At 73.7% G+C, this 15764-nt stretch carries 15 protein-coding genes; 8 read left to right on the top strand and 7 right to left on the bottom strand.

Annotated features, from left to right (window positions below):
• Positions 1–183: 183 nt before the first annotated feature.
• Entirely contained in the window at positions 184–711 is a 528-nt protein-coding gene (gene abmR / locus EMA17_RS44895; protein WP_126642991.1) for an ATP-binding transcription factor AbmR, read from the bottom strand.
• A 203-nt stretch (positions 712–914) separates the two neighbouring features.
• Here abmR and EMA17_RS44890 point away from each other — a divergent pair, with 203 nt between their 5' ends.
• Positions 915–1319 (top strand): VOC family protein, encoded by a 405-nt coding sequence (locus EMA17_RS44890; protein WP_126642990.1) that lies wholly within the window; start codon positions 915–917, stop codon positions 1317–1319.
• Positions 1320–1361: 42 nt separating this feature from the next.
• On the opposite strand, the gene EMA17_RS44885 is transcribed toward EMA17_RS44890, so the two are convergent.
• Positions 1362–2090, bottom strand: a complete 729-nt coding sequence (locus EMA17_RS44885) for a ZIP family metal transporter (protein WP_126643055.1) — start codon at positions 2088–2090, stop codon at positions 1362–1364.
• Positions 2091–2404: 314 nt separating this feature from the next.
• Here EMA17_RS44885 and EMA17_RS44880 point away from each other — a divergent pair, with 314 nt between their 5' ends.
• Both EMA17_RS44880 and EMA17_RS44875 read left to right on the top strand, forming a co-directional pair.
• Positions 2405–4384 (top strand): hypothetical protein, encoded by a 1980-nt coding sequence (locus tag EMA17_RS44880; protein WP_126642989.1) that lies wholly within the window; start codon positions 2405–2407, stop codon positions 4382–4384.
• 72 nt (positions 4385–4456) lie between these two features.
• Positions 4457–4960, top strand: a complete 504-nt coding sequence (locus EMA17_RS44875; RefSeq protein ID WP_126642988.1) for a MarR family winged helix-turn-helix transcriptional regulator — start codon at positions 4457–4459, stop codon at positions 4958–4960.
• 76 nt (positions 4961–5036) lie between these two features.
• On the opposite strand, the gene EMA17_RS44870 is transcribed toward EMA17_RS44875, so the two are convergent.
• Complete coding sequence (locus EMA17_RS44870) at positions 5037–5597, bottom strand: CGNR zinc finger domain-containing protein (protein WP_126642987.1); 561 nt, start codon at positions 5595–5597, stop codon at positions 5037–5039.
• Between the two features lie 98 nt (positions 5598–5695).
• On the opposite strand from EMA17_RS44870, the gene EMA17_RS44865 reads away from it, so the two are divergent.
• Positions 5696–6682: a DMT family transporter gene (locus EMA17_RS44865; protein ID WP_126642986.1), complete on the top strand. Its 987-nt coding sequence runs from the start codon at positions 5696–5698 to the stop codon at positions 6680–6682.
• Positions 6683–6715: 33 nt separating this feature from the next.
• Here EMA17_RS44865 and EMA17_RS44860 read toward each other — a convergent pair whose 3' ends face one another.
• Together EMA17_RS44860 and EMA17_RS44855 are read right to left on the bottom strand one after the other, a co-directional pair.
• Entirely contained in the window at positions 6716–7492 is a 777-nt protein-coding gene (locus EMA17_RS44860; protein ID WP_126642985.1) for an alpha/beta hydrolase family protein, read from the bottom strand.
• Positions 7493–7590: 98 nt separating this feature from the next.
• Positions 7591–9003, bottom strand: a complete 1413-nt coding sequence (locus EMA17_RS44855) for a WS/DGAT/MGAT family O-acyltransferase (protein ID WP_126642984.1) — start codon at positions 9001–9003, stop codon at positions 7591–7593.
• 163 nt (positions 9004–9166) lie between these two features.
• Here EMA17_RS44855 and EMA17_RS44850 point away from each other — a divergent pair, with 163 nt between their 5' ends.
• Positions 9167–9682 (top strand): excalibur calcium-binding domain-containing protein, encoded by a 516-nt coding sequence (locus EMA17_RS44850; RefSeq protein WP_126642983.1) that lies wholly within the window; start codon positions 9167–9169, stop codon positions 9680–9682.
• Between the two features lie 54 nt (positions 9683–9736).
• Here the strand turns inward: EMA17_RS44850 and EMA17_RS44845 are convergent, their stop codons facing one another.
• Positions 9737–10123, bottom strand: a complete 387-nt coding sequence (locus tag EMA17_RS44845; RefSeq protein WP_126642982.1) for a hypothetical protein — start codon at positions 10121–10123, stop codon at positions 9737–9739.
• Positions 10124–10357: 234 nt separating this feature from the next.
• On the opposite strand from EMA17_RS44845, the gene EMA17_RS44840 reads away from it, so the two are divergent.
• Together EMA17_RS44840 and EMA17_RS44835 are read left to right on the top strand one after the other, a co-directional pair.
• A complete protein-coding gene (locus EMA17_RS44840) occupies positions 10358–12463 on the top strand; it encodes a restriction endonuclease (protein ID WP_246127302.1) in 2106 nt (701 codons plus the stop codon).
• A gap of 198 nt (positions 12464–12661) precedes the next feature.
• Positions 12662–13033, top strand: coding sequence for a hypothetical protein (locus tag EMA17_RS44835; protein ID WP_126642981.1), 372 nt, complete (start codon positions 12662–12664; stop codon positions 13031–13033).
• Here EMA17_RS44835 and EMA17_RS44830 read toward each other — a convergent pair.
• A complete protein-coding gene (locus EMA17_RS44830; protein ID WP_126642980.1) occupies positions 13017–13304 on the bottom strand; it encodes a type II toxin-antitoxin system PemK/MazF family toxin in 288 nt (95 codons plus the stop codon). The genes EMA17_RS44835 and EMA17_RS44830 overlap by 17 nt on opposite strands.
• A 227-nt stretch (positions 13305–13531) precedes the next feature.
• On the opposite strand from EMA17_RS44830, the gene EMA17_RS44825 reads away from it, so the two are divergent.
• Positions 13532–15760 (top strand): primosomal protein N', encoded by a 2229-nt coding sequence (locus EMA17_RS44825; RefSeq protein WP_126642979.1) that lies wholly within the window; start codon positions 13532–13534, stop codon positions 15758–15760.
• The last annotated feature ends 4 nt before the right edge of the window (positions 15761–15764 follow it).

The following is a 15764-nucleotide window of genomic DNA, read 5'->3' as shown; positions in this document are numbered from 1 at the left end:
ATCATTCTGCGTCCCGTGCTCCGAGTCAAGAGCACTGCTCTCGTTTGCGAGCGCTGATCTCAGCGGAATCGCGGCGCCGATCCCGCCGGGGCCGAGGGGAGCCGGCCGAGCCGCGCCGCGGGCGGTGCCGTGTCGCGCCGCGTCGCCGGGGGGTGACGGGCACGGCACGCGCACGGCCCGGGCCTACTCGGCGGGGGTGTCGGGCCCCTGGGAGCGGACCCGCTCGACGTGCTCCAGCGAGTCGCGCAGGTCGGTGAGCCACGTGTCGGTGTTGCGCTGCACCAGGCGCACGCACCAGGCCAGCGCGTCACTGCGGCTGCGCGCGACGCCGCCCGCGACCAGGGTGTCCAGGACCCGGCGTTCGGGCTGGCGGAGCCGGGTCATCACGGGTACGGAGACGTTGGTGTACAGGGCGCGGACGCCGCCGCACTCGACGCCCCACGAGACCTTGCGGCCGAAGCGGCGTTCGGCCTCGCGGGCCACCGCCACGCGGTCCTCGCGGGTGCGTTCGCGGAACTCGGCGATCCGTCCGTCGAGCGCGGCCTCCCGCTCGTCGGTCGACACCTCCTCGGCGAGTTCGGGCTCGGGGATACGACCGATGACGGTGATCTCCTCGCGATCGACGGTCACCTCGACCAGCGCGGTGAACAGGCCCTCCGGCAGGCGTCCGGTGAACCAGCCGCGCACTGCTTCCTGCTTCGTTGTAATCATGTAATTCAAGTTACGCCGATACCAAAGGAAGGCAAGGAGGTCCGCCCACAGCGGAATTCGGCGGAGCGCGCGGCCCCGCGCCCGCCGGGACCAACCACCGGTGTGTCGACGACCCGTCCCGGCCGGATGACAGAGCCGGAAGGTAGCTTGGGCCGCATGACCATGGAGTGTGTTGCCACACGGGTACCGGTCGGGGTGGGCCGATGAATCGGCTCGGACTGGTCGCGGTGGTGGTGCGGGACTACGACGAGGCGATCACGTTCTATACCGGCGCGCTCGGGTTCGACCTGCGCGAGGACACCCCCATGGCGGACGGGAAACGTTGGGTCGTGGTCGCCCCGCCCGGCACGGGACCGAACGAGGCCGCCGTACTGCTGGCCAGGGCGGTGGACGACGAGCAGCGCTCCCGGGTGGGGGACCAGACGGGCGGCCGGGTCGGACTGTTCCTGTACACCGACGACTTCGCGCGCGAGCACGCGCGCATGCTGGCGGCGGGCGTGGTCTTCGAGGAGCCGCCGCGCCGGGAAAAGTACGGGATAGTGGCCGTCTTCCGCGACCTGTACGGAAACCGCTGGGACCTGATCGAACGGATGGGCTCGATCCGCTGACCGCGGGGCCGGGCGGCGAGCCGACCCGTCCCCCCGTACCGCCTACTGCGCCAACGAGATGACCAGCCACAGGAACCCCACGCCCGCCACCGTGCACAGCAGCGTCGAGCCCGACGGGTGTGGGCTGTGCGCCTCGGGGAGGATGTCGGCGGTGGCGAGGTAGAGCAGGAAGCCGGCGAAGAAACCCAGATACAGACCGAGCGCGTGCTCCGGGATGGTGAACGCCAGCGTCACGGCCGCGCCCGCCACCGGGGCGAGGGCGTCCGCGCCCAGGAGGGTCAGCGCCCGGCGCCGGTCGTTGCCGTACATGCGGGTGACCGTGTACGTGTTGAAGCCGTCGGCGAAGTCGTGCGCCACCACCGCGATCGCCACCGTCGTGCCCACGGTGGTGCCGGCCTGGAACGCCGCGCCGATCGCGAAGCCGTCCATCACGCTGTGCCCGACCAGCGCGATGCCGGCGGTCAGCCCGATGCCCTTGACCCGACCGTCCGCGCCCATGGTCGGGCCGTGGTGGTGGGCGTGCGGGGCGTACTCGCTCTCGTGGCCCCGGTGGATGGCCACCGAACGCTCGACCACGTGCAGCACGAGGAAGCCCAGGACGAACATCAGCAGTGCCTGGGGCACCCCGCCGACCCGCCCACCCGCGGCCGACAACGCCTCGGGCAGCAGGTCGAACGCGACCACGCCGAGCATCAGTCCGGCGGCGAGGCCGAGTACGAGATGGCGGCGATCGCCGATGCGCTGCGCCACCCAGCCGCCGAGCAGGGTCATCAGGAAGGCACCGGCGGCGACCAGTACGGCGGTCACGCCCGCGCCTGCCCTGGCCTGCGCGGCTGCACCCGGGACGGCGTCATCGAACCATCGTCGTCGAGCCGATGCGCGCCCGCGCCCGGGGCTGCGCCGTACGTGTGCGGATCGGCGACGGGGGACGACCCACCCGCCACCTCCGTTCCGCGTTGCCCGTTCCCCTCGTGTCGCCCGCCCTGCAAGATGTCGGTTGATATTCCTGCACAGCCCTCGCCGTAGGAGTTGGAGGAATAGTGAGCCGAACCCTGCCCCGCCCCCGCGCCCGTTCCCGGCGTCGGATGCCCGCGACGATCGTCGCCCTGGCCGCGCTGCTCCTGGTGTTCGCGGTGCCACCGGCCGCCGAGGCCCATCCGGACGACCCGGGCGGTGCACCCGGGTGCGACCCGATCGACCCGGCGGCGTGTTTGTTGCCGTTCCCGAACGACTTCTACACGCAAGCCGATCGGCATACCGAGACCGGGCGGCGGGTCGCCTTCTCGGCGGCGATGATGCCGCACGGCGCCGCCCCCGACGCGTGGAATCGCAACGACGGCTTCTCGCCCGGCTCGACGCTGACCACCCGGGTCCCCGGCGTCGACCTCGGCCGCAGCGGCGCGGCCCCGGTCACCGACGTCGGCGCCTCGCTCGCCCGCGACGCGCCGATCGTCGTCCTGGACACCGACACCGGCGAACGGTGGCCCCACTGGGCCGAATCGGACGCCAACGCCGTCGATCCGACCCGGCAGGCGCTGCTGGTCCACCCGGCGCGGAACTTCGTGCCGGGCCACCACTACGTGGTCGGCCTGCGCAATCTGCGCGGCGCGGACGGCCGACCGCTGGCCGCGCCCGAGACGTTCGCCAAGGTCGCCGGCCGCACCCTCCCGCGACGAGACCCCCTGGCGGCTCGCCAGGCGCGCCTGCGGCCGGTGCTCGACCGGCTGGACCGGGCCGGTGTCGAACCCCGCGACCTGTACCTGGCCTGGGACTTCACCGTCGCGAGCGAACGCAACCTCACCGCGGGCATGTTGCGGATGCGGGACGACGCGTTCGGCCGACTCGGTGATCAGGCCCCGCGGTTCACGGTGACGGGTGTCAGGAACTCGACGCCGCAGGAGGACGCGCGGATCGCCCGCGAGGTCACCGGGACGGTCACCGTGCCCAGCTACCTCGACCGCCCCGGCGGGCCCACCGGTTCCACGCTCAACCTCGGACGGGACGGACTGCCGCGCCAACTACCGGGCAACACCCAGCAGGCGCAGTTCCGTTGCGAGATCCCGCGCAGCGCGTTCGACACCCCGTCGCAGGCGTCGTTGTACGGTCACGGCCTGCTCGGCAGCAACAACGAGGTGGCCGGCGGCAACGTCAAGGCGATGGCCGCCGAGCACGGCATCACGTTCTGCGCGACCAAGTGGATCGGCATGGCCGACGAGGATCTGCCCACCGTCGCCCGGGCGCTGGCCGACCTCGGCAGCTTCGGCGCGGTGCCCGACCGGACCCGACAGGGGTTCCTGAACGCGCTGTTCCTCGGCCGGGACATGATCCACGAGCGCGGTTTCACGGCCGACCCGGCGTTTCGTACCGATGCCGGGCGACCGCTGATCGACACCGCGAAGGGGCTGGTCTACGACGGCAACAGTCAGGGCGGCATCCTCGGCGGATCGTTGGTCGCGGTGTCCCGGGACGTCAAGCGCGGGGTGCTCGGGGTGACCGGGATGAACTACGGCGTGCTGCTCAACCGCAGCTCCGACTTCGGACCGTACGGACGGATCCTGGACGCGACCTATCCGGACAGGCTCGATCAGCAGGTGGTGCTCTCGCTGTTCCAGATGCTCTGGGACCGGGGCGAGACCAACGGCTACGCGAGCGGCCTCGGCCGAGGATCGTTGCCCGGCACACCGCGCCACGACGTGCTGATGCAGATCGCGTTCGGCGACCACCAGGTGTCCACGGTGACCGCCGAGGTCGAGGCGCGCACGATCGGCGCGCGGATCCACGAGCCCGCGATCGCCCCCGGGCGCAACCCGGACCGGGTCCCGTACTGGGGGATCCGGCCGCTGCCGCACGGGCCGTACCGGGGGTCCGCGCTGGTGGTCTGGGACAGCGGTTCGCCCGCCCCGCCGGTGACCAATACGCCGCCGATCGGGCCCGAGTACGGCCGCGATCCGCACTCGGACCCGCGCAATTCGCCGGTGGCCCGGCAGCAGAAGGCGATCTTCCTGGCCACCGGGCGGGTCGTCGACGTGTGCGGCGGCGCGCCGTGCACGGCACCCGCCGGATAGCGCGCGCTCGGGCGCTTCGCCGCTACCGTGGCGGCCGGGACCGAGTGGGGTTGCGCTGCCAGGGAGTACGACGTGAGCGATGCACAGGCCGACTACGCCGACTCCGTGGTGGCCGCGTGGTCGGCGGTGCTGCCGGACGCGGAGGCGTCCTCGGTCGGGTTCGTGGTGCGGATGCATCAGGCGATGATCGCCATGGAGGAGTTCGACCGGCGCAGCATCGGCGCGCTGGACCTGACCGCGCCGGAGTACATGGTGCTGGCGGTGCTGGCCACCCGGCCGGACGAACCCGGCCTGACGCTGCGGGAGTTGCGGCCGCTGGTGATGTACTCCTCCGGCGGCATGACGCACTGCGTGGACCGGCTCGCGCGCAAGGAGTTGGTCGAGCGCCGGCCCAACCCCGAGGACGGCCGCTCGGTGCTGGTCCGCCTCACCGAGGCGGGCCGGCGCTGTGCCCGGACGGCGATGCGGGCGCGGATCGACGCGCTCGACGGGCTGCTCGAGCCGATCGCGGGCGCGGACCGGGACGTGGTGGACCGGGCGCTGCGCATCCTGGCGTCGACGCTCGGCGGGCGGTGACGCGGGGGCGGTCGTGCGCTCGGGCGTGAACCGGGCGGTCGCGCGCGGGCCCGTGAAGCCGGCGCGCGCCGACCGCTCAGGCGTCGGCGGATTCCGGCTCGCCGCGGTGCCGGGCGCGGAAGGCGGCGGCCTTGGCCCGGTTGCCGCAGCCGCGCATGTCGCACCAGCGGCGGCCGGCGTGGCGTGAGGTGTCCACGTAGAGGCGGGTGCAGAGCGGCGCCTCGCACTCCCTGATCCGGTCCGCGTCCGGGCCGCCGAACAACGCGACCGCCGAGCGGGCGATCTCGGTCAGTACCGCCGCGAGGTCGCCGGTGCGCTCCACCAGGCCGCCCGCGGTCAGCGCGACCCCGACCGGCTCGCCGGCCGCCAGGCGGTTGAGCGTCGTGAGGTCGGGCCCTGCGTACCGCTGCGGCGTCTCGCGTGCCAGGGCCAGTCGGTACATCGTCTCGCGCAACTCGATCGTGTCCGCGAGCCCTCGTTCGTCCACCGCCGGAAGCGTGTCCACGAGGCCGGCCGCGACCGTCCAGGACGCGAGCGATGCCGGCGTGTCGAGGAGGTCGCGCGGCTCGGTACGGCGCGCCTGCACGGTGCCGATCAGGTCGAGTGCGACGTCGCCGCCGCTGAAGGTGTAGGCCACCTCGCCAGGATAACCGGTTTGACAGGTTAGTGTCGGACGGGTCAGGGTGAGTAACCGGATTGGGCAGTTATTCCATCGTCGATCGGGAGTGGGTCCCAGTGACCGCCGCAGACACCACCCGGGACAGCACCCGGGCGGGCAGGCAGCAGGACGCCGCTCCAGGCGACCGGACGGCACCGACGGCCGTCGGTCACCCCCCGGAGCGGACCGGGCGGGATCCCGGGCGGGAGCGGCGAAGGGAAGCGGCCGGGAGGGCGGTTCCGCCGCTGTTCGTGCTGCTGTGGAGCAGCGGGTTCATCGTCGCCGCGATCGGGGTGGACGCGGCGCCGCCGTTGTTGCTGATGTTCTTCCGGTTCCTGCTCGCCGGAGTGCTGCTCGGGGGGTTCGCCCTGGTCGTGCGGGCGCCGTGGCCGCGCGGTCGACGGCTCGTCCACGTGATGGTGGCCGGACTGCTCTTCCAGGCAGTCCAGTTCGGCGCGCTGTACACGGCGCTGTCGCTCGGCATGTCCGCCGCCGTGGCGGCCCTCGTCCAGGGGCTCAATCCGGTGCTGATCGCGCTGTTGGCCGGGCGCGTGCTCGGCGAGCGGGTGAGCGTCCGGCAGTGGCTGGGCTTCGGCCTGGGCACGATCGGGGTCGTGGTCGCCGTCTCCGGCCCCGCCGGCACGTCGATCCCGGCGCTGGTGCTGGCCGTGGTCGGGCTGCTCGGGCTCAGCGTGGGCACGGTGTACCAGAAGCGCTATGTGCGGGACGTCGATCTGCGCACCGGTACGGCCGTGCAGTTCCTGGTCGGCGCGCCGTTCATCGGCCTGGGGTCGCTGCTGTTCGAGACGCCGCGCATCGGCGCGTGGGGGCCGTTCCTCGGCACGCTCGCGTGGATGGTGCTGGTCAACTCGATCGGGGTGTTCACGCTGCTCAACCTGATGTTGCGGCGGTCCTCGGCGAGTCGGGTCGGCACGCTGTTCTTCCTGACGCCGGCCGCGACCGCGCTCCTGGCGTGGCTCCTGCTCGACCAGTCGTTGCCGGTGACCACGTCGGCCGGGATCGCGATCGGCGGCGTCGGGGTGTTGTTGGCGAATCGAGGCTGAGGAGACGCGGTCGGTCGAGGGGCCCGCCGTCGATCAGCCCAGCGCGTCGGCGACCGCTCGGGTGACCTCCGGCCAGGCGGTCGAGAGCGGGTCGACCGGCTCGAAGTGGCCGATTCCCGGGAGTTCGCGCAGGTCCGCTCCCGAGACGGCCGCGAAGGTTCGGCTCAGGGCGATCGGGACCTGCTCGTCGGCGTCGCCGTGCAGCAGGATCAGCCGGCGCCCGCCGACCCCGCCCGCCGCCAGCCGGACCGGGTCGGTCTCGGCGAGCACGCGCTCGGAGTGGTCGGGCAGGAACTCGGCCGCCGCGCCGTCGTCCAGGTCCAGGTCCAGCGCCGCGTCCAGGTCCAATACGCCGCCCAGCGCGACGGCCCCCGCCAGGGTCGGCGGCGCGGACAGCCGACCCGGGCCGCCCGCCGGCACCCGGTCGCGGAGCGCGGCCCACACCGCGAGATGTCCGCCGGCGGAGTGGCCCAGCAGCACCATGGGCCCGGGAACCCGCGCCGCCAGCAGATCGACGGCGGCGGCGACATCCTCGAACGTCCCGGGCCGGCCGGCCCCCGGCTGCCCGGCCCGGCGATACTCGACGGTCGCCGCCGTGTACCCCTCGGCCGCCAGGGCGACGCACATCGAGTACGTGTACCCCCGGTCGTACCGGGCCCGCCAATACCCCCCGTGCAACACCACGACGAGCCCACGCGACTCGCCCGGCGCGTGCCAGAGATCGACGACCTGCTCCGCTCCCGACCCGTACCGCAACGTACGATCCGGCCCGGGGGCCGACCGACCAAGAATGTCCCGCGAAGCGCTCATCCGCGCATTGTGCCGGTCCCGCGAACCCACCCGGCGTACCGCCCCACCCGCACCGGCGGTGGGTGCGGTCGGGGGAAGGGCGCCGCGCCGGGGTCGGTTCACGGGGAATCGTCGGCCGCCTCGAGGAGTTCGTCGAAGCCCGCTCGGATTCCGTCGGCGAGAACCTGGGCGTCGGGAACCGCGTCGAAGTCGGCGGTGACGCCGAAGGTGACGTGGTCCAGGTAGGAGAAGACGCCGACGCCGACGCGCATCGAGCCCGCGATCGGGACGTACGGGTAGAGCTCGCGCAGCGGGCGGCCCAGCATGTAGAGCGGGACGCGCGGGCCCGGCACGTTGGTGGTGAGCGTCTGCAGGAAGCGCTGGGGGAAGCGCAGCGCGGTGCGCGAGCCGAGGGCCAGCAGGGTCGGCGCGGCGAAGTTGCCCAGGTTGGTGAGGACATCGGCGCCGGCCGCCTGCCGGCTGCGTTTGAGGTCGTCCATCTGCTCGCGGACCGAGCGGAGCCGGGCCGCCGGATCGTCCTCGCCGACCGGCAGGTTCACCAGGATCGCGCTGAGCCGGTTGTTCAGCGTCCTGCGCTCGCGCGGCGCGCGCACCGACACCGGGACCAGCGAGCGGACCACCTGATCCGCCGTCAACTCGCCCCGCCCGGCCAGCAGGTCGCGGAAGCCCCGGGTGATCGCGGTGAGGATCACGTCGTTGACGGTGCCGCCGAACTCCTTCCGGATCCGCTTGATCTCGGTGATCTCCGCGTCGGCCCACACCCAGCGCCGATGCGGCCCGATCGGGCCGTTGAGCGAGCCGGCCGAGGTCTCCAGGAGTCGATTCGCGGTGCCGGGCAGGCTGCGGGCCAGCGCCCGGAGGATGTCGGTCAACTCCGAGCCGCTGCGCATCTCCCGAGCCAGCGCCGGTACCGCCGCCAGGTGCTTGATCGGGGTCGCGACGGCGTCCCGCAGGCCGTCCACGATCAGATCCGCGGTGCTCGGCGCGGGCTCCGGGAGCCACGGGTCGAGGTCCGCCGACTCGCCGGCCCCGGGCGGTTCCGGGTCCTTGCGCCAATCGAGCAGGATCTGCAGCAGGTCGGTGCCGGCGATGCCGTCGATCAGGCAGTGGTGCACCTTGGAGATGATCGCCCAGCGGCCGTCGGCCAGGCCCTCCACCAGCCAGACCTCCCACAGCGGCTTGCTCAGGTCCAGCCGCTGCGCGAACAGTCGGCCGGCGAGGTTGCGCACCTGATCGGCGCCGCCCGGCGCGGGGACCGCGGTGTGCCGCACGTGGTAGAGGATCTGGAAGTGCTCGTCGTCCACCCACACCGGGCGGCCCAGATGCAGGGGCAGCGTACGCACCCGTTGCCGATAGCGCGGCACGTCCGGCAACTTCGAGACGAACAGCCGGATCACATCGCCGTAGGACGGTGCGGGCCCGTCGAAGATCAGCACGGATCCGACGTGCATCGGCACGTTCTCGTCCTCGACGAAGTAGAACCCGGCATCCAACGCGCTCAATCGGTCCATCCAGGCACCGTAGGTCCGTTCCGAGGCCCGGTCCAGATACCCGACGAAACGTGGGAAGCGGTGCCGGCTCCCGGGTCGGGGGGACGGCGATGGGGATGGCGGCTGGAGTCCGGGCGGCACATATCGAGGGGGGAACTCGCAGATGGGCACATCCGGCACAGCCATGCCGAAATTCGGATCCGCGCGGCGTGCGGGGGTGATCGCGCCGGCGTTGGCGGTGGTGTTGGCCCTGGCGTCGGCGGGGTGCGACGGGGACGGGGGCGGCAAGTCCGGCTCGCCGAAGCCCTCGCAGAGCGCGGGCGGGTCGGCCACGGCCACCGCCGCGGCGTCGGGCTCGCCGACACCTTCCGCACCCGCGTCCTCGTCGCCGCCGTCGCCGCCGGCGGCTTCGACGAACACGCCGGCGCCGACGAAGGCACCCGGCACGCCGGCGGGCGACTCGGCCGGCACCGGGGGGAGCAGGAGCACGGGGTCGAGCGGCGGTTCGGCGGGAACGGGTTCGTCCGGCGGCTCCGGCACCTCCGGCAGTACCGGCGGCAGCAGTACCGGTGGCGACGGGCCGGTCTACTACAAGAACTGCACCGCGGTTCGGGCCGCCGGCGCCGCGCCGATCCATCGCGGCGAACCCGGCTACGGCTCGCACCTGGACCGGGACGGGGACGGAACCGCCTGCGAATGAGGTGAATCGGCCGCCGTCGGGAGGGGGAGTACCGGCGGCGGCCGGTCGGGCCGGCTACAGTCCTACGAAAGTCGACCACGGGGGCGTGTGCAGCATGCGACGGACGAAAAAACGAATCTTCCGGATCGGAACGGTCGCCACCGCGGCGACCACGGCCGGCGTACTGGTCCTGGCGGGATGCGGCGGCGGTGGGACCAAGTCGTCGAAGCGGCCGAAACCGCCGAAGCGGACGACCGTCTCCGTCCCGAGCGCGACCGCCACGAACCCCGGCGCCGCGCTGCCGACCGCCTCGCGATCCGGACCGACGGACACATCCGATCCCACGCGCTCCACGACCTCCGGATCGGCCGGCACGGGAAACACGGGTGGCACGTCGGGCATCTCGTCCGGCGGTTCGACCAGCGGATCCAAGGGCGGCGGCTCGTCCGGCAGCGGCTCCAAGGGCGGTTCGTCCAGCGGTTCGAGGGGCGGCAGTTCACGCGGCGGCCGGTGACGGCTCGGCGGGACCGGGGCGGGTGGGCGAGGTGCCGCTCCGGCCCCGCTCCGCCGCCCGCCCGCCCCATCGCCCGATCACCTGCGGATCGACCCGCCGACCGCCTTCGCGCCGACCGGCCGGACACGGCAGGATGGCATCCGGCGTGGGGGCGGACGGGTGCAGGGCGGAAGGGCGATAGCGTGGCGAGTCGGCGAAGCACCGGCGTGCTGGGGACATGGGCCGAACTACAGCGGCAGCAACAGCGGCAGCGCGAGGCCGAGTTGCGCGCGCGGCAGCAGCAACAGCGGGCGGACGAGCGCAATCGCCGCGAGGCGCAGAAGGCCGCCGCCCGGGCGGACCGCGAGGCGCAGCGCGCCTACCAACAGGCCCGCGAGGCCGAAGTGGCCCGACGAACCGCCGAGATCGAGGAGCGGGTCGCCGAACTCCAGGGCGTGCTCCGGGCCCGGCTGAGCGCGCCGGGGTTCCACATCGACCGGTTGCGCGCCGCCGTGGAGATCCCGCCGTTCCAGCCGGGGGAGTTGGCCCGGCCGATCCCGATGCCCGATCCGGCGCGCTATCAGGTCGCCGCGCCGTCCGGCCTGGGCTCGTTCGCGCCCGGCGCGCACTCCCGCTACGAGCAGGACCGGGCCCAGGCACAGGCCCGCTACGAGCACGACCTGCGGGCCGCGCAGGCCGCCGAATACGAGCGGCAGCAGCGATACAACGACTACCACCGACAGTTCGAGGAGTGGGCCAACGGTCAGCGGGCGCTCGCCGCGCAGCGCAACGACCAGGTCGACGACCTGGTGCGGCGACTCGCGGCGCGCGATCCGGAGGCGATCGAGGACTACTTCGAGGGAGTCCTGCTGGCCTCGCCGGACTGGCCGGAGGGCTTCTCCGACCAGTCGACGGTGGCCTTCGACGCCGCGGGGCGCCAACTCGTGGTCGACCACGAACTCCCGACCGTCGACGTGGTGCCGGCGGTGGCCCGGATGCGCTACGTGAAGACCGACGACCAGGAGAAGGAGGTCGCCCGCACGGCGACCGACCGGCGCACGATCCACCGCGACCTGCTCGCGCAGAGCGCGCTGCGGATCCTCGCCGAGCTGTTCTTCGCCGACCACGAGGGCATTCTCGACTCGGTGGTGCTGAACGGCTTCGTCCAGGCGATCGACCCGGCGACGGGCCGGCCGGGGCGCACGTACCTGGTCACGGTGACCGCCCGCGCGCAGGAGTTCCGGCACATCGGCCTGGACCGGGTGGACGCCGTCGCGTGCCTGGAGGCGATGGAGGGCACCCTGTCGACGCGCCCGGACCGGCCCACTCCGGTACGGACGACCCGGCTCGCGGACAGCGTCGCCTCGGCGCCGGCGCCGGCGCCCACCCCCACGCCGCCCGCGCCGCCCGGGGCCGGCGACGACGATCCGGACCTGTTCGTGATGGACCCGATCGAGTTCGAGAACCTGATCGCCCAGCTGTTCCGGCGCATGGGCATGGAGGTCGCGACCACCGCGCGCAGCGGCGATCAGGGCGTCGACGTGGTCGCGGTGGACCCGGACCCGATTCGCGGCGGCACGATCGTGGTGCAGGTCAAGCGCTACCGGCACACCGTCCCGCCGACCGCGGTGCGCGACCTGGCCGGGACCGTACAGCACCACGGCGCGAACAAGGGCCTGCTGGTCACCACGTCCCAATTCGGGCCCGGCAGTCACGAGTTCATCCGCAACAAGCCGCTGGGCCTGGTCACGGGGCCGGAGCTGGTCGGCCTGCTCGCCCGGCACGGCCTGCGCGGTCGCCTGGGCCCGGGCACCGGCACGGCCGCCGCGCCCGGCAGTCGGCTCCTGGTCCAGGTGGCCTGGGATCCGGGGACCGCGCCGCCGCTGGACCCGTGCGCGTTCGTGTGCCGACGCGGACGGGTGCTCGGCGACGAGCACTTCGTCTTCTTCAACAACCCGGCCAGTCCGGAAGGGGCGGTGCGGATCGGCGACGGGGTGGCCTACCTGATCGACCTGGCCCTGCTGCCCCGCGAGGCCGACCGCCTGGTCCTGGCCGCCGCCGTCGACGAGGAACACGCCCCCGGCCGCGACCTGAGCACCCTGCGCGGCACCAGACTCACCCGCCTCGATCAGGCGAACGGCCGCGACCTCGGCACCAACCCGGTCCCGACCCGCCGCCCCGGCGAAACCGCCATGGTCCTCGGCGCCTTCGTCCGCGCCGACACCGGCTGGACCTTCTCACCCACCACGAACGGCTTCCGCAACGGCCTGCTGGGCGTCGCGGAGTCACACGGGGTGGAGGTGGAGTAGCCCACGCTGGGCCCGGGCCGATCCGGCGTGCACGACGCTTCGGGATCCGCACACCTGCGGATCCACCCTCTGGAAGGATGTGTCGCCCGAGCATGGTGAACGTGTTCGCGAGGATGTGGGCGGTATGGCGGCCGACCGAGGAGGATCTGCCGCTTCTGTTGCGGGCCGTATTGGGCACCGGTGTCGCATGTCCCGTGGGTGCCGTCCTGGGGGGGCGCGCTGCTGGGCGTCGCCTCCCTGGGGTTGACGCCCGGCGCCCTGGCCTTCGCGCTTGTGGCGTTTCCCTTCGGAGTGCTCGCGGCCCTGGTCCTGCCGTCCCTGCTCGTGCTCGCGCCCGGCTCGGTGTGGCGGCGGAAGTGGCTTTTCCGCGGATTCTTCGTGGGCATGGGCGCAAGTACGGGAGCCGCCCTGTGGCTGCTGCTGGCCACATCCGGGGTCGTGACCGAGGAGAATCGTCTGCTCGGACCGTACCTGGTTCTTTGGTCCACGTGTTTCGCCGCGCTGGTCGCTCCGATTGTCGGGTGGCATCCTCGCCCGTCCGACGCGGATCCGGTCAGATGTCCGACATGAGCCGAACGTAGGCGCGAATTTCCTCCGCCTCCTTGTCGCCGACGCTGCCCGGCGGGCGCCCGACGAGACGCTGTTCGGACATCGTCCGCACGTCGTCGGTCCGGGCCCGGCTCGGATGGCGGAGGCCGGACTGTGGCGAGGACACCGGGACGTGATGGGGCAGGCCGCGGTCCCGCGTGGTGAGGAAGGACGTGTAGAACGGTGAGTTCACCACCACGACGGGACGGCGGCCGGACTGCTCCGAGCCGATGACCGGCGCGAGGTCGGCCATCCGGACCTCGCATGGGGCGGCTTTCCGGCTCACCGCCCAGGCCGTCCCACTGCCGAGTTCGCTATTCGACGTGACGCCGCCGAGTTCGTCCGCGGCCGGGCGAGCCAGGTCGTCTCGTACGCCCGTCTCGAGTATGCGAATGGGGTGCCGTTGCCTGTCGCGGGAGTGGTATCGGGCTGCCGACGGGGCGTCGTACCCGCGTGGATCCGTCGTACCCGTCTGTCAGGATGATCGATGTGGCGACGAACGATCCTGGTGGAGGCGGCGGCGAGGACGGGCAGCTGGCGTTCGGGGTCGAGGGGGCGCGGCGGGCCGTGCGGGCTGCCCGGGGGCGCAAGCCGAAGGCGCCGGCGCAGGCCGAGCGGCTGCCGGTGGCCAGGGTCGTCGTGGACAAGGGGCTCGTGCACCTGGATCGACTGTTCGACTACTCGGTGCCGGCCAAGCTGGCCGAGCAGGCCCGGCCCGGCGTGCGGGTGCGGGTGCGGTTCGGGGCCAAGGTCGTGGACGGGCGGCGCCGCGGTGGCGGGTTGATCGACGGGGTGATCGTCGAGCGGGTCGAGCGCAGTACCTACGCCGGGCCGCTGGCCCCGTTGGCGAGCGTCGTCTCGCCCGAGATCGTGCTGGCGCCGCCGATGGTCGAGCTGGCCCGGGCGGTGGCGGACCGCTACGCGGGCAGCCTCGCCGACATCGTGCAGCTCGCGCTGCCGGCCCGGCACGCGCGCGCCGAGGCGGAGTCCTCGGGGGAGCCGCGGGTGCGACCCGGGCCGCCCGCGCCGGGGCCGTGGTCGCGCTACCCGGCGGGCGCCGCGCATCTGGCCGCGCTCGCCGCGGGCGAGTCGCCGCGCACGGTGTGGACCGCGCTGCCCGGGCCGCACTGGCCGGACGAGATCGCCCGCGCGCTGGCCGCCACCCTGGCCGGCGGTCGCGGAGCGCTCGCGGTCGTCCCCGACGCCAAGGCGGTGGACCGGGTCGACGCGGCGTTGACCGCGCTGCTCGGTCCGGGCCGGCACGTCGCGCTGACCGCCGGACTGGGACCGGAGGAGCGCTACCGGCGCTGGCTGGCGGTCAACCGGGGTACGGTCCGCGCCGTCGTGGGCACCCGCGCGGCGATGTTCGCGCCGGTCGTGGAACTGGGCCTGGCCCTGGTCTGGAACGACGGCGACGACTCGCACGCCGACCAGAACGCGCCGCACCCGCACGTGCGCGAGGTGCTGGCCATGCGGGCCGCCCGCGAGCACGCCGCGTTCACCGTCGGCGGGCACTCCACCACGGTCGAGGCCGCGCAACTGGTGCGCTCCGGCTGGGCCCGGCCGCTGGACGCCGACCGGGCCGCGGTGCGCGCCGCCGCGCCGCTCGTGCGCACCGTCGGCAGCGATCTGGACCTGGCCCGGGACGAGGCGGCGCGCGCGGCGCGGTTGCCGAGCGTGGCCTGGGACGTGGCGCGCACCGCGTTGCGCGGCGGTCCGGTCCTGGTCCAGGTGCCCCGACGCGGCTACCTCGTGCGCACCGCGTGTCGGCGCTGCCGGGAGCCGGCACGCTGCGCGCACTGTTCCGGGCCGCTCGAACTGCCCTCCGGGGACGCGGTGTTGACCTGCGGTTGGTGTACCCGTCCGGCGCCGAACTGGCATTGCCGAGTGTGCGGCGGGGACCGGATCCGGGCGGGCGTGATCGGCGCGCGACGGACCGCGGAGGAGTTGGGCCGCGCGTTCCCCACGGTGCCCGTGCGTACCTCCGGGCGGGACGCGATCCTGACCACCGTGCCGGACCTGCCCGCGCTGATCATCGCCACGCCCGGAGCCGAACCGGTCGCGCCGAGCGGCTACGCGGCGGCGCTGCTCCTGGACGGCTGGGCCCTGCTCACCCGGCCCGACCTGCGCGCCGGCGAGGAGGCGCTGCGCCGCTGGCTGGACGCGGCGAGCCTGGTCCGCCCGGCGGGGGAGGGCGGCACGCTGGTCGTGGTCGCCGAGTCCACGCTGCGTCCGGTGCAGGCGCTGGTGCGGTGGGACCCGCAGGGGTACGCGCTGACCGAACTCGGCGAGCGGGCCGACCTGAACCTGCCGCCGGTGTCGCGGATGGCGTCGGTCACCGGTCCGCCCGCCGGGATCGCCGACTTCCTGGCGGTGTTGCGGTTGCCGGACGGGGTGGACGTACTGGGCCCGGTCCCGGTCGCCCCGACCGTCGCGCGCACTCCGCCGCCGGCGCCGGCCAGGCCCGACCCCAGGGCCGCCGACACCCGCGCCGAACTCACCCGCGCCCTGTTCGGCGCCACGCCGCCGGCTCCCGCGCCGGCCCGGCCGGCGGCCGAACCGCCGCGCCACGAACGAGTCCTGCTCCGGATCGAACCGGGCCGGGGCGCGGAACTGGCACACGCGCTGAAGGCGGCGCAGACGTTGCGGCTGGCCCGGGGCACCGCCGATCCGGTGCTGATCAGGGTCGATCCGCCGGACATCGGGTGACGCG

Origin of the sequence: Embleya hyalina, assembly GCF_003967355.1 — a bacterium.
GTDB classification, from domain to species: Bacteria; Actinomycetota; Actinomycetes; order Streptomycetales; family Streptomycetaceae; genus Embleya; species Embleya hyalina.
This window is presented reverse-complemented; position numbering and strand designations above follow the sequence as displayed.

Coding starts and splice junctions, on each gene's coding strand:
- abmR (WP_126642991.1), bottom strand. CDS start 711: ATGATTACAACGAAGCAGGAAGCAGTGCGCGGCTGGTTCACCGGACGC.
- EMA17_RS44890 (WP_126642990.1), top strand. CDS start 915: ATGAATCGGCTCGGACTGGTCGCGGTGGTGGTGCGGGACTACGACGAG.
- EMA17_RS44885 (WP_126643055.1), bottom strand. CDS start 2,090: ATGACCCTGCTCGGCGGCTGGGTGGCGCAGCGCATCGGCGATCGCCGC.
- EMA17_RS44880 (WP_126642989.1), top strand. CDS start 2,405: ATGCCCGCGACGATCGTCGCCCTGGCCGCGCTGCTCCTGGTGTTCGCG.
- EMA17_RS44860 (WP_126642985.1), bottom strand. CDS start 7,492: ATGAGCGCTTCGCGGGACATTCTTGGTCGGTCGGCCCCCGGGCCGGAT.
- EMA17_RS44855 (WP_126642984.1), bottom strand. CDS start 9,003: ATGGACCGATTGAGCGCGTTGGATGCCGGGTTCTACTTCGTCGAGGAC.
- EMA17_RS44850 (WP_126642983.1), top strand. CDS start 9,167: ATGCCGAAATTCGGATCCGCGCGGCGTGCGGGGGTGATCGCGCCGGCG.
- EMA17_RS44830 (WP_126642980.1), bottom strand. CDS start 13,304: ATGGCCGACCTCGCGCCGGTCATCGGCTCGGAGCAGTCCGGCCGCCGT.
- EMA17_RS44825 (WP_126642979.1), top strand. CDS start 13,532: ATGATCGATGTGGCGACGAACGATCCTGGTGGAGGCGGCGGCGAGGAC.